The organism is Flavobacterium sp. (assembly GCF_035456225.1).
GTDB lineage: Bacteria > Bacteroidota > Bacteroidia > Flavobacteriales > Flavobacteriaceae > Flavobacterium.
Map to the genome: position 1 here is coordinate 1 of NZ_DATIDM010000070.1, position 13,628 is coordinate 13,628.

Consider the following 13,628-nt stretch of genomic DNA (forward strand, 5'->3'; position numbering starts at 1 on the left):
TAATGAGTCACACCGAAAAAGACCTGGAACGACTTGAGAATTTTGTACATCGAACGTTCAACGGCCAGGATTTTATCGGATTTATCAAAAGCCTTCAGAACATTTACAAAAATCACGGCGGATTGGAAACTGTTTTTGCATTGCACCAGGAAGAAAACTCCATGCAGAAAAGCATATCCGAATTCAAAAAAATATTCTTCGAAATCAATCACTTACCCCGAACTGAAAAGCATTTACCGGATCCCTTGAACGGCTCGGCAGCAAAAAGAATCAATATGTACCTGCGCTGGATGTGCCGAAAAGACAATAAAGGTGTTGATTTTGGGATTTGGAAAAGCATCACTCCTTCTAAACTCTCTTGTCCTTTAGATGTGCATTCAGGAAACGTAGCCAGAAAACTGAATTTACTTACACGAAAACAAAATGATGCCAAAGCTCTTTTGGAATTAGACACAAATTTGAGACTGCTTGACCCGGCTGACCCCGTGAAATATGACTTCGCTCTTTTTGGATTGGGAATTTTTGAAGAATTTTAACAAAAATCAACTTTTAATTGTCATTCAATTAATTTTATCTTTATATTTGCCTGAAATTTTGATGATTTTTCAATCACAGCCCCCAAATCTGTTATGTAAATCCTATAATAACATTGATTTTGTGATTATTTTGTATGTTTAATATTACTTTTTTTTTACTTAAAGACAAACGTCTAGGCATAGCCGCTAAAATAGGGGAATTAAATTTAAAACCAGTAACAGATTTCTTTAACAGTCTTAATCCTATGGATTTAACTGACTGCAATTCAATTGAATGTATTTTCCTGCTTTTAAAATTTGTCTTAATTCCTATTTTTATTCTGCTAGTAATCACATTGACTTTTTCTCTAATTATCAATCGATATAAATCAGAAAAATTAACCTCCAAGAAAAAAGAGATTGATGCTTTGGTAAATGATTTTTTGACAGAAATTATTTTTTCAACTTACAATTCCAAAGAACTGAAGAAAAAGATTGCCGATTTCAAAACCATAATTCCGTACAAGGAAAAATGGTGCAGGTATCTGATTCTTAACAAACTGATTCACTTCAAACAAAATATTCATGGGTTAGATCAAAACAGGATTTTATCAATCTACAAATATTTCGGACTGCAGAGTTACAGCAGAAAACTGTTTAACGACCGAAGATGGTATTTCAAATCATTGGGTATTTACCATTTCCAGGTTTTGGACTATAAAATTAAAAAAGGGCAGCTTACCACACTTTTAGAAGCTAAAAACAAATACCTTCGTTCAAACGCCCTGATTGCAACCATAGCCCTGTCTGATGAAAAATTTGGAGTTTTGGACAATTATACAGAAAAAATTTCAAGAGCAGATGAGCTGAAAATCCTGGATATTATCTACCAGAAAAAATCCAAACTTCCTAAAAACATAGTAAAATGGATTTCCCACAGCAATAATTCCATTGTGATTCTGGCGCTGAAATTAATGATTCGCTATAAAAAAGAATTAGATATCCCGCAAATAAAGCATCTATTAGTAAATGAAGATGTTTTAGTGCGGAAAGAAACCTTATTGGCAATACGTGAATTAAAAATAGCTGAAGCCAATCAAATCCTCATCAACCATTATCCGACAGAAACAAATAAGCGAAATAAAATTTCCTGCCTAAAAACGTTAGGGATTATCGGAAATCAAAAGACCATCGAATTTGCATCGGGAATTTTAACTCAGGAAAATGATTTGGAAATCAAGTTTGAAATAGTAAGCTGTATCAATAAAATTGACCCAACCTACTTTAAAAATTTCACTACAGGTGATAAAACAGAAGACGGTATCGTCGGTAAAATTGTATTACACGCAACTAATCCTTATCTGAATTGAAAACGTTAGAATTCTTCATAAAACATTACGAAAATTTCGCAGCTTATTATTCCATAAGCTATGTGATATTATACCTTTTATTGGCGCTGATGTCTTATTTGGCCATTAAAAAATATTACAACTCAAAGTACTATTTACACAAAGACGTATTGGTTAAGTCAAACCATACCGTTGGTGTTTCCATAATAGCACCGGCTTATAACGAATCGGCTACCATCGTTTACAACGTTAAATCATTGCTTTCTCAAGAATATCCGAAATTTGAAGTAATTATCATAAACGACGGAAGTACAGACAATTCACTTGAATTACTTATATCCGAATTCAGTTTGGTGAAAGTCGATTTTTTCTATCAGGAGAAAATAGTTACGAAACCTGTAAAAGCGCATTACAAATCGACCAATCCGATCTATTCTAAATTATTGGTCATTGATAAAGTTAACGGTAACGGTAAGGCGGATGCAACTAACGCCGGAATTAATTCGGCTAAATATTCGCTTTTCCTTTGTACCGATGTGGATTGTATTTTACGAAAAGACGCTGTAGCTATTTTAGCCAAGCCTTTCATTGAAAACACCGAAAAAGTAATTGCAACCGGAGCAACGATTCGTACGTCTAACTCTTGTGAATTCAAAGACGGTGAACTTTACAAATCACATTATCCGAAAAATTTCTTCGCAGGATTTCAGGAATTGGAGTACATCCGTGCCTTTATTTTCGGAAGAATGGCCTGGAGTAAAATGAACAGCCTGCTTTTAGTTTCCGGGGGATTAGGAATGTTCGACAAAGAAACGGTTATTAAAGTAGGTGGTTATTGGCATAAATCATTAGGTGAGGATTTTGAGCTGATTACGCGCATACGAAAGTACATGCACGATAAAAAGGAAGATTTCCTGATAAAATATATTCCCGAAACCCTTTGCTGGACTGAAGTTCCAAGCACTATGGATTTGTTCATGAAACAACGCACAAGATGGTCACGAGGTTTAATTCAGACTTTATTTTTACACCGAAAAGTATTTCTGAATCCGAAATACGGTAAAACCGGAATGCTTGCTTTCCCGTATTTTGTATTCTTTGAATTTGTTGTTCCGGTATTGGAAGTCATAGGGTTAGCTGTCTTATTGTTAGACTTTCTTTATTTTGACATCAACTACAATTTCCTACTGATTGTCAGTGCTTTTATCTATCTGTTCTACACTACCGTAACTTTATTGTCGGTTCTTTTAGATCAGCTGATTTACCAGCATTATTCAAATATTAAGGAAATTTTCAGATTAATAGTATTAGCATTTTTGGAACCTTTCATTTATCATCCTTTGAATGTGTATGCCTCACTAAAAGGCTATTGGAATTATATGATAAGAAAGAAACAAAAATGGGGAGTCATGTCTCGAAAAGGTTTTAAAAATTCAACGCAGTTACAGTGAAAAACATAGTACTTACAATCATTTTGAATCTGATTTGTGTTCTTACTTTACAAGCACAAAAAATTGATACTGACAGTCTTTTGACAAAAGCGGCGTTTGAGTTAAATACAACTAAAAACTACGCAAAAGCTAAAGAGTTATCGCATCTTGGAATCAAAAATGCTCCCAATTATCTTGATTTCCACCTTCTTTTAGGAAGAGCGCATTGGCTTACCCAACAAAAGGACAGTGCACGTTATTATTTTAATCACGTGATCGCTCAAAATCCAAAATACAAAGAGGCTTTCAGTTACCTTTCCAAGTTAGAGATTGAAGAGAAAAACAGTAATAATGCCATTATCGTTTTAGATAAGGCTATCTCTTTTTATCCGGAGGAAAAAGAATTTTATCTGCTGAAATCGGATGCCATCGCTTTAGAAAAAGATGATGAAAAAACGATTGCCTATTTAACGTCATTAACCGAAAAATATCCTGATGATAAGCAATTGCAAAATCAGTTGACCGAATTAAAACTGAAATCGGTTTCAGACCGTATTGGTTTGGGTTATAACTATACTACATTTAGCCGTGACGAAGTTGGTCCTTGGCATTTGGTCGGATTGCAATATGTTCGTGAACGAAAAAAACTAACCCTGATAGGACGTATCAATTATGCTGACCGACGTTATAATGGCAGTAGTGTCAACTCCGGTTTCCAATATGAATTTGAAACCTATTTCACAACCGGAAAAAAAAGCTACTCCTTTGCCAATGTAGCCATCAGTGATGAAATAATATTTCCAAAACTGCGTCTCTCCTATTCTTATTACAGAAACCTCGGTAAAGGTTGGGAAGGTGATTTAGGAGCCCGTTACATAAATACCGCCGATGCTGATTTGTATGCAGCAGTGGTAGGAATCGGAAAATATACCGGACCTTATTGGTTCAATCTGAAATCCTACTGGCAATGGGAAAAGGACAAAATGTACCCGGCTTTTACAGCAACAGCCAGGTATTATTTTGATACAAAATTCGATTATGTAACCGTGATTGCAGGTTACGGAACATCGCCGGACGAAAGAGTAACTCTGGGGCAGATACAACAAAGGGTTTCCTTAAATTCATTCCGAATCGGAGCCGGTTATTACAAACTTTTATGGGAACACTATTGTTTAGGGTTACAGGGAGTTCTAAACCATCAGGAATACACCCCGGATAATTACCAAAATGAATTTGATTTGTTTTTTTCTATACAGTATAAATTTTAAACCAAAATTCGATTGCGCATGAAAAAAATAGTGATTATTGAAGATGATAAAATTATCATCAACATATTGGATTTTCTTCTGAAGAAAGAAGGTTTTGAAACCCATGTTGCTAAAGACGGTATTGAAGGTATCGAAAAAATCAACGCGGTTACTCCGGATCTGATCATTTCAGACATCATGATGCCCTTTAAATCAGGCCATGAGATAGCATTGTTTGCAAAAACTAATTATCCGGAAACACCAATAATCATGATTTCGGCTTTGGGTAAAGAAGACCAAACGGTTATCGATGCAGCCAATCTAAGCGTTGATGAATTTATTGCCAAACCTTTTGACCCTAAAGAACTGATAGAAAAGGTCAACACACTGATTCACAAAGAAGCGTAACAACTTCACCTCAATACTATATTATTTGCCGTGGATAATTCCCCAATTCACGACATTAACAACCAATTGACAATAACTTGCTCAGAAATCGTATCTTTGCACAAAATATACGTTTTATGAGTACTTTTGAGCAATTCAATCTTCCAAAATCCTTACAGAAAGCCATTGATGAGTTGGGCTTAACTACCCCGACACCAATTCAGGTGAAATCCTTTCCGGTGATTATGTCGGGACGCGACGTGATGGGAATTGCCCAAACCGGTACCGGTAAGACCTATGCCTATCTGCTTCCCATCTTAAAACAATGGAAATTCACTCCTACTCACACTCCTAAAGTAGTGATTATCGTTCCAACCCGCGAATTAGTAGTTCAGGTTGCCGAAGAAGTGGAAAAACTGACCAGATATATGTCGGTTCGTGTTTTAGGAGTTTATGGGGGTGTAAACATCAACACACAAAAAACATCCTTATATCAAGGCGTTGACGTTTTAGTCGGAACGCCGGGCCGTATGATGGATTTGGCTTTAGACAACGTTGTCCGCTTTGACGAAATGCAGAAACTAGTAATTGACGAGTTTGATGAAATCCTGAATTTAGGTTTCCGATTCCAGATTACTTCCATCCTTTCGATGATGCGCCCTAAACGTCAGAACATTCTGTTTTCGGCAACCATGACCGATGAAGTTGATGAACTTTTGGATGAATATTTCGATTTTCCGGAAGAAGTGTCTTTGGCACAATCAGGAACGCCTTTGGAGAAAATCCAGCAATTGGCTTACCATGTGCCTAACTTCCTAACTAAAGTCAATTTACTGAAACATTTACTTGCAGAAGATGAGAGCATGGAACGCCTTTTGGTGTTTGTCAACAATAAAAAAGTAGCGGATATTTTAATGGACCTGCTGGAAGAGGATTTTTCGGGGCAATTCGGCGTTATTCACTCCAATAAATCACAGAATTACCGTTTGAATACCATGGCGAGTTTCCAGGCAGGCGAAATCCGCGGAATCGTAACTACGGATATCATGGCACGTGGTTTGGATATTTCCGACATTACACACGTAATCAATATGCAATTTTCAGAAGTTCCGGAGCAATACATTCACCGTATTGGACGTACCGGTCGTGCTGACAAAGATGGTATTGCCATCAGTATGATTTCTCCTTCCGAGGAAGAGTTCCTGATTGAAGCCGAACTTTTAATGGAGAAGGAATTGGAAATACTACCGATTCCGGAAGAAATAACCATCGAAGAAAAACGATTGGAATTTGAAAAAGACAAGAAGAAAGTCAAATTCCTAATGAAAAAGGTAAAACTGGATGGTGGTGCTGCTTTTCATGAAAAATCGGATAAAAACAAAAAAGTAAATCTTGGAGGTCCCGGAAAGACAAAACCGAGAAAAACGGCGCCAAGAAACAGAGCGGTAGAGAAAAAACGAGCGCAGAAGAGGAAGAAGAAATAGTTGCAGTTGACAGTCGCAGTTAGCAAATTGCAAAAACTGAATACTGTGACTGTGACAGAATACTAAAACCAGATTACAAAAACTGAATACTGCGACTGTGGCTGAATACTAAAAAATAGTTATCTTTGAAAAATCTTAAAAAATAAATGCAATTCAAACATCCCGAAATTCTGTATTTCCTTTTCTTATTGGTGATACCAATTTTGGTGCATTTATTTCAATTACGACGCTTTAAAACCGAATATTTTACCAATGTTCGCTTCCTGAAAGAACTCAGTATTCAAACCCGAAAGAGTTCCAAAATCAAAAAATGGTTGTTATTGGCAACGCGTTTGCTTTTATTAGCCTGTTTGATTATTGCCTTTGCACAGCCTTTTTTTAAAGCGAAAGATAGTCAGCATTCCGGAAACGAAATGGTTATCATACTCGATAATTCATTTTCAATGCAGGCCAAAGGCAGTCGTGGTGAATTATTAAAACGATCTGTTCAGGAACTATTGGAGGACACTCCCGGAAATTATCGTTTTTCACTGATTACCAATACTGAAACTTTTTGGGATACCGATATTAAATCGATTCAGAAAGATCTTCAAAACCTGAAATACAGCGCTACTCCTTTTCAGTTGGATTTTCTGTTGACCAAAATTGAGACCAAAAAACACAACATCCCTAAAGATATTTTTATCATTACCGATGCCGTTAACGTGCAATCAAAGAATCTTGAAAAGCTTAATGAAAATTCTCCGGTTTACTATTGGATCCCATCGGCAGAAAACAAAAATAATGTGAGTATTGAAGGGGTTTCCATTAGCGGTCAATCGGAAACATTTTATGAAATAAAAGTCGATGTAAAAGGATTTGGCCACCTGGAGAATGACATCCCCATGTCTGTTTACAACGGAAAAAATCTTGTTGCCAAAACTGTGGCAAAACTCGAAGAAAACAAAAAATCGGTTCAGTTCAATTTACCGAAAAAAGACTTTCACGGTTATGTTTCCATTGAAGACAATAGTTTGAGTTATGACAACACCTATTATTTCAGCATCTCAAAACCTGAAAAATCGAATGTTATTGCCATCGGCGAAAGCCTTAAAAACAATTTTCTTTCCCGTATTTATACGCCGGATGAGTTCATTTTTACCTCAACGGAACTCAGCGGTTTGGATTACAACGCAATTGAAAGACAGGATGCAATTGTACTGAATGAAATCAAAGACATTCCCCAAGCCTTAAGTACAACACTGAAATCCTTTTATGAAAAAGGCGGCAATGTGGTTTTAATCCCGTCTGCTGAAAGTAACACTCAAAACATCAATGTTTTTTTGAGTAATTTCAGTGCTATTCAATTTGGATCACTGCAAAATCAGGAAAAACAGATTACGAAAATAGCTTTCAGTCATCCGTTATACAAAACCGTATTCGAAAGAAAAACCGATAATTTCCAGTACCCTAAAGTAAACGTGGCATTTAGTACCAATAGCAGCGGATCTCCGGTTTTAAGTTATGCTGATCAGTCGTTTTTCTTAAGTTCGACAACCAACAAAATTGGGCATCTTTATGTTTTCTCTGCTCCGATAAACAAGACCAACAGCAATTTCCAAAACTCACCTTTAATTGTTCCTACGTTTTTTAATATGGCACAGAACAATCAGAAGACAGGAATTTCGGCCTTTACTATCGGTGAAAACCAAAATTTAATTTTAGACACCTTACTATCTAAAGATGAAGTTGTTACCATAGCTAATGACAATTCGGATTTCATTCCGATGCAGCAAATCCTGAACAATAAAATCAAATTGACATTTGGGGATTACCCAGAGCAGGCAGGTAATTTCTCGGTGATAAAGGGAAAAGAGGTGTTGAAAAAAATCAGTTTCAATCACCCCAGAACAGAGAGTGATTTAAGCTTGATCAACGACAATATATTTGATAATTTTACATCCGTAACTTCTGTAGAGGCTGTTTTCAATGACATCCATTCAGCCCGAACTGGCAATGAAATATGGAACTATTTTATACTGGCAACACTACTATTTCTAGTACTCGAACTACTGATCCAAAAATTCGTAAAATGAACGTAATTTTAAAAAACACAACTATTATCGATAACGAAAGTGCTTATCACAATCAAAAAGCCGACATTAAAATTATCGACGGAATCATAACCAAAATAGGACAAAACCTTTCCAATGATGAAAACCTTAACGTGGTTGAATTAGAAGACCTTCACGTTTCCCAAGGTTGGTTTGACACTTCGGTTTCCTTCGGTGAACCCGGATTTGAAGACCGCGAAACTATTGCAAACGGACTTTCAACCGCAGCAAAAAGCGGATTTACCAATGTAGCTTTGCAACCAAATTCCCTTCCGGTAATCGACAATCAGTCGCAGGTAAGTTTTGTGATGAATAAAGCCAACGGTTTTGCTACGCAACTACACCCAATCGGAGCTTTTACCAAAAACAGTGAAGGCAATGATTTAGCCGAAATGTTTGATATGAAAAACGCCGGAGCCATTGCTTTTGGTGACTATAACAAGAATTCTGACAATGCTAATATTTTGAAAATCGGATTGCAATATGTTCAGGATTTCGACGGATTGGTACTTGCTTACTGCCAGGACAAAACGATCAAAGGAAACGGTGTGGTTCACGAAGGCTTGGTAAGCACCCGCATGGGATTAAAAGGAATTCCGGCATTAGCTGAAGAACTTGAAATCGCGAGAAACCTGTTTTTATTGGAATATACCGGTGGAAAAATGCATATTCCGACGATTTCTTCTGCAAAATCATTAGAATTGATTAAAACAGCAAAAGCCAAGGGATTGAGAGTAAGCTGCAGTGTTGCAGTTCACAATTTAGTTCTGACTGACGATGTTTTAACCGGATTTGACACAAGATATAAAGTAACTCCGCCATTACGCGATGAAAACCACAGAAAAGCATTAATTGCAGGTGTTTTGGACGGAACTATTGATATGATTACTTCTGATCATAATCCGTTGGATATCGAACACAAGAAAATGGAATTCGATAATGCTAAAAACGGTACCATTGGGTTAGAAAGTGCTTTCGGAGCCTTGCAAACTGTGTTGCCTTTGGAAATCATCGTTGAAAAATTAACCAACGGGAAAAACATTTTCGGGATTGAAAAACACGTTATCAAAGAAGGAAACAAAGCGAATATATCATTATTTACTCCAAACGGGAATTGGGAGTTCGGCAAAGAAAACATTCTTTCAAAATCGAAAAACTCGGCATTTTTAGGTCAACCTATGAAAGGACGTGCTTACGGGATCTACAATAACAACCAATTGATTTTAAACTAACCGGTCATGGAAAACAACACGGTAGAAGAAGGTAAAACTACAGCAATTACAAGCTATATTTTGGGCGTTGGAGTTCTAATTGCAATGTCAATGAATTCTGAAAGTAAAAATAGTTTTGCGTCTTTCCATATTCGTCAGGCATTAGGTTTGACCATTACTTTTATTGGAATCGGTTTAATTATAACTCCATTCGAACAACTTATGGTCACATTTCCAATGTGGATTGGAATTTCAGTACTTTGGGCATTTGGAATTATTTCAGCAGTAAAAGGAGAGACAAAACCAATTCCGCTATTAGGAGTTTTTTTTCAAAAATGGTTTAAAAGCATTACATAAATGAACACATCTCTGTACCATCTCGTTAGAGAACCCAAAATAAAAAAAGAGAAAAATCCGCTACTGTTGTTATTACACGGTTACGGCAGTAATGAAGAAGATTTATTCTCCTTCGCACAGGAATTACCGGAAGAATATTTTGTGATTTCGGCGCGTGCACCCTACCCGCTTCCGCCTTATGGAAATGCCTGGTACGCGATTCATTTTGATGCCGATGAAAATAAATTCTCTGATAATGACGAAGCCAGGGAATCACGCGATTTAATTGCGACATTCATCGATGAATTGGTTGCAAATTATCCTATAGACCCAAAAGACGTTACCTTGGTTGGATTCAGTCAGGGCACTATTTTGAGTTATGCCGTTGCCCTTTCCTATCCTGAAAAAGTTCAGCGTGTTGTGGCTTTGAGCGGTTATCTGAACTTTGACATCCTTAAAGAAAATTTCCAGAACAACGATATCAGCAAACTGAAATTCTTTATTTCCCACGGAACTGTAGATCAGGTAATTCCGGTAGATTGGGCACGAAAAGCTCCCGGGGCTTTAAAAGATCTCGGATTGGATGTTGTATACAAAGAATATCCGGTTGGACACGGTGTGGCACCACAGAATTTCTTTGACTTTAAAAATTGGTTACAACAATAATGAAATTCCATCTTCTTTTTATCTGCTTTTTCATTTCGTTTGCTAGTAGAAGTCAAACGCCTTCTGAACTTGATTTTGTTGGTATAAACGGGAAATTATCATCTGATAAATCTATCATTTATGGAAATTTCATTCAACGTTTAGGTTTTAGCAGTGGCGGATTCCCACAAAGTATTTCAATTGTAAATTTAGAAACCAATGAATCGTACGTTTTTATTGTAAAACCGGCAATGAAAACCTCAAAAGAAAACAAATTTTGTTATTACATAAAGCCTGGACATTATGCAATAGTGAATTATATATGGTATAAAAGTAAAATGTACGGAGCTGAAATTTTTACTGAACCAATAATCAAAGGAATTGACACATCAACCGATGAATTCAAAGAGAAAGTAAAAAAAGGAGAGATCAAAGAAGAAGATTTAATAATGTTTACCTTTAAAATAGAACCAAACAGCCTTAATTATCTGGGCACTTGGCACTTTAATACAGGTTTAGTTAAATTTACTGACGATAAAATAGATTTTGACGCTAAACTAAAAACAAAATATCCTGGGATTGATTTTAACAATTCAATTACAAATTTACCCGAATAAAAAAAAGCTCCTAATGGAGCTTTTTTTTATTCACCGGTATCACTACCGGTTATTTTCTTCTCTATGGCAACAGCCGAAACATATTCAATCTGACTGCCTTTTTTAAGAACATAACCTTTCTTGGCTTCTAACTTCCAATCATCTTTTACATACAGGGATTCGTCGTTATCCTGTTTTAACAAAATGGATTTTTTACTATCCGGTAAAAACAATTCGGCTATAGATTTTTCTTCATTGAAAATAACATAGGCGTTTAAAGTTGCCTGTTCCCCGTCTACATCTATTGTGTCAGCAGGAGAATGATATGGCGTTAATCGGAAGCCTTCTTCGAAAATACGGATACAGCCGTTTTTGGTTTCCGACCACACATACCCGGCTGAAGTAACACAACCTTTTTCATCTTTATCAGTACCAAGCACAACAGGTTTTGGGTCCATTAAAATCTCATCTTTGGAATGATCCTTTAGGATGAAATCACAGGAAGTAAACAGTATGGCTGTCAGGATTATTGATAAAACTGATTTCATGTCATTAAACATTTAAATACTATAAATAAGGACTAATTTACTACAAATTTATTGCACAGGAGCATTTTGGGCGTGTAAAATCGTTTCTATAGTCTCAAAATCTGTTGGCTTATTTTCGTTTACAAAATATTTGATTAAAATTTCGCCACGAATCTGTCCGCTATACACATCGGCAATAATCCAACGATGATTTAATATTTTAATTTTATTGATAATAAATTTATTTCCATCAATCGGATCATACGGTACAAGTGGATTTCCGTTCGGTTTATCGTTTAATGCCAATAACTCGTTTTTTATTTTTTCCGACAGTTCCGGAATGCTGTAATTTTCAAAATAGTTAATCGATTCATCATCCATTTCAAGAGAGAAATAATTAGCATCCAACATCTGATTGTAAACAATATCGGAAGAATCTCTTACCATTTTTGTTTTTGCTTTCGCACTTTCAATTTCCTTGCTTTGCGTTTTAAGGATTTTTGTTGAATTCATGTACTGAAACACATTAAACAACAAGGATAAAATAAATAAATATAAAACTGCTCTTTTCATTATTAAATGGTTATTTCTAAATTATCGTAAGCCAAAAATACGTTTTCCGGCAATTTTTTCTCTACTTCCTCATGGAAACCCAGCAGGTGACTTATGTGTGTTAAATAAGCACGTTCCGGCTGTATCAAATCTATAAAATCCAAAGCTTCCTGCAAATTAAAATGTGTAGCATGCAGTTCTTCCCGCAACGCGTTGATTACCAAAACCTTAACCCCTTTAAGTTTTTCAATTTCGGGTTCATCGATGGTTTTTACATCGGTTAAATAGGCAAAATCATCAATTCTGAAACCAAAAACCTGTAAACTCCCGTGCCAGACTGAAATCGGAACGACGGTTTTGTCTCCAATTAAAAAAGTTTTATTGTTTTCAATCTCATTTACAGTCACTGATGGTGCTCCCGGATAACGATTTTCGGTCTCAAAAATATAATCAAAACGTCTTTTCAGACTTTCAACTACCCTGTCCTGAGCAAAAATTGGTAAAGGTCCCTTGCGGAAGTTAAACGGCCGGATATCATCTAAGCCCGCCGTATGATCAGCATGTTCATGGGTAAACAATATCCCATCCAATGATTGACATTTTGAAGCCAGCATCTGCTGTCGGAAATCAGGTCCGCAATCAATCACATATGAGTAATCTTTCCAATGAATCCACACCGATACGCGCAATCGCTTATCTTTTATGTCTTCGCTCAAACAGACCGAATGATGACTGCCGATTACGGGAATACCTTGTGAAGTTCCGGTTCCTAAAAAATATACTTTCAAAATTGTAGTGTTTTTTACAAAAATAGGATTATTTCTCTTTTATAAAAATAGCTATTTCACTAACTTTGTCGATATAACAAGGAATCATTATGAATTTAAGCGGCGAAATTAAATTAAAAGGAGATCGCGAAATTGAAGTTATACCCGCTATTGCAGACAAAGCGCTTCGAATAAATCTCAACAAAAACATCTATGGTACCTTTGCTGAAATTGGGGCCGGACAAGAAACGGTAAGACACTTTTTCCGTACGGGAGGCTCTTCGGGTACTATTGCAAAAGCAATGTCCGCTTACGATAAAGATTTCAGTGATGCCATTTATGGTGTAGAAGATGACGGCCGTTATGTTACCGAAAGCCGTCTGCGTAAAATGCTTTCACACGAAACCCGCTTAATTGAGGAACGTTTGAATCGTGAAAAGCATCCTGACAAAATGTTTTTCAGTTATGCGAACACTGTTGCAACCATCG

General features: G+C 36.4%; 14 protein-coding genes and 1 pseudogene. 12 read left to right on the top strand and 3 right to left on the bottom strand.

Features of this window, described 5'->3' with window-relative positions; genetic code table 11:
- The 11 genes from VLB74_RS04045 to VLB74_RS04095 all read left to right on the top strand — a co-directional run.
- A partial coding sequence (locus VLB74_RS04045) for a TIGR02757 family protein (RefSeq protein ID WP_325202181.1) occupies nucleotides 1-536 on the top strand: 536 nt, incomplete at its 5' end.
- A gap of 422 nt (nucleotides 537-958) precedes the next feature.
- Nucleotides 959-1,885, top strand: a complete 927-nt coding sequence (locus tag VLB74_RS04050; RefSeq protein ID WP_325202182.1) for a HEAT repeat domain-containing protein — start codon at nucleotides 959-961, stop codon at nucleotides 1,883-1,885.
- Nucleotides 1,882-3,315: a glycosyltransferase family 2 protein gene (locus VLB74_RS04055; RefSeq protein ID WP_325202183.1), complete on the top strand. Its 1,434-nt coding sequence runs from the start codon at nucleotides 1,882-1,884 to the stop codon at nucleotides 3,313-3,315. The genes VLB74_RS04050 and VLB74_RS04055 overlap by 4 nt, the downstream gene beginning before the upstream one ends.
- Entirely contained in the window at nucleotides 3,312-4,562 is a 1,251-nt protein-coding gene (locus tag VLB74_RS04060; RefSeq protein WP_325202184.1) for a YaiO family outer membrane beta-barrel protein, read from the top strand. Before VLB74_RS04055 ends, VLB74_RS04060 begins: the two co-directional genes overlap by 4 nt.
- 18 nt (nucleotides 4,563-4,580) lie before the next feature.
- Complete coding sequence (locus VLB74_RS04065) at nucleotides 4,581-4,949, top strand: response regulator transcription factor (RefSeq protein WP_325202185.1); 369 nt, start codon at nucleotides 4,581-4,583, stop codon at nucleotides 4,947-4,949.
- A gap of 116 nt (nucleotides 4,950-5,065) precedes the next feature.
- Complete coding sequence (locus VLB74_RS04070; RefSeq protein WP_325202186.1) at nucleotides 5,066-6,412, top strand: DEAD/DEAH box helicase; 1,347 nt, start codon at nucleotides 5,066-5,068, stop codon at nucleotides 6,410-6,412.
- Nucleotides 6,413-6,558: 146 nt separating this feature from the next.
- Nucleotides 6,559-8,487, top strand: a complete 1,929-nt coding sequence (locus VLB74_RS04075) for a vWA domain-containing protein (protein ID WP_325202187.1) — start codon at nucleotides 6,559-6,561, stop codon at nucleotides 8,485-8,487.
- Nucleotides 8,484-9,737 (top strand): dihydroorotase, encoded by a 1,254-nt coding sequence (locus VLB74_RS04080; protein WP_325202188.1) that lies wholly within the window; start codon nucleotides 8,484-8,486, stop codon nucleotides 9,735-9,737. Before VLB74_RS04075 ends, VLB74_RS04080 begins: the two co-directional genes overlap by 4 nt.
- A gap of 6 nt (nucleotides 9,738-9,743) precedes the next feature.
- Nucleotides 9,744-10,073: a DUF4870 domain-containing protein gene (locus tag VLB74_RS04085; protein WP_325202189.1), complete on the top strand. Its 330-nt coding sequence runs from the start codon at nucleotides 9,744-9,746 to the stop codon at nucleotides 10,071-10,073.
- Entirely contained in the window at nucleotides 10,074-10,718 is a 645-nt protein-coding gene (locus VLB74_RS04090; RefSeq protein WP_325202190.1) for an alpha/beta hydrolase, read from the top strand.
- The gene (locus tag VLB74_RS04095; RefSeq protein ID WP_325202191.1) at nucleotides 10,718-11,314 is read left to right on the top strand and encodes a hypothetical protein; all 597 of its coding nucleotides are present in this window, start codon (nucleotides 10,718-10,720) and stop codon (nucleotides 11,312-11,314) included. The genes VLB74_RS04090 and VLB74_RS04095 overlap by 1 nt, the downstream gene beginning before the upstream one ends.
- Nucleotides 11,315-11,340: 26 nt before the next feature.
- On the opposite strand, the gene VLB74_RS04100 is transcribed toward VLB74_RS04095, so the two are convergent.
- Genes VLB74_RS04100 through VLB74_RS04110 form a run of 3 tightly spaced genes read right to left on the bottom strand, consistent with a single transcriptional unit; the run spans nucleotide 11,341 to nucleotide 13,160 of the window.
- The gene (locus VLB74_RS04100; protein ID WP_325202192.1) at nucleotides 11,341-11,841 is read right to left on the bottom strand and encodes a hypothetical protein; all 501 of its coding nucleotides are present in this window, start codon (nucleotides 11,839-11,841) and stop codon (nucleotides 11,341-11,343) included.
- Nucleotides 11,842-11,889: 48 nt separating this feature from the next.
- Complete coding sequence (locus tag VLB74_RS04105) at nucleotides 11,890-12,393, bottom strand: hydrolase (RefSeq protein WP_325202193.1); 504 nt, start codon at nucleotides 12,391-12,393, stop codon at nucleotides 11,890-11,892.
- 2 nt (nucleotides 12,394-12,395) lie between these two features.
- Nucleotides 12,396-13,160 carry an MBL fold metallo-hydrolase gene (locus VLB74_RS04110; protein ID WP_325202194.1) on the bottom strand — a complete coding sequence of 255 codons (765 nt, stop codon included), beginning with the start codon at nucleotides 13,158-13,160 and terminating at the stop codon, nucleotides 12,396-12,398.
- Between the two features lie 89 nt (nucleotides 13,161-13,249).
- Here VLB74_RS04110 and VLB74_RS04115 point away from each other — a divergent pair.
- Nucleotides 13,250-13,628 (top strand): annotated as a pseudogene (locus VLB74_RS04115) (TonB-dependent receptor); the annotation flags it as partial.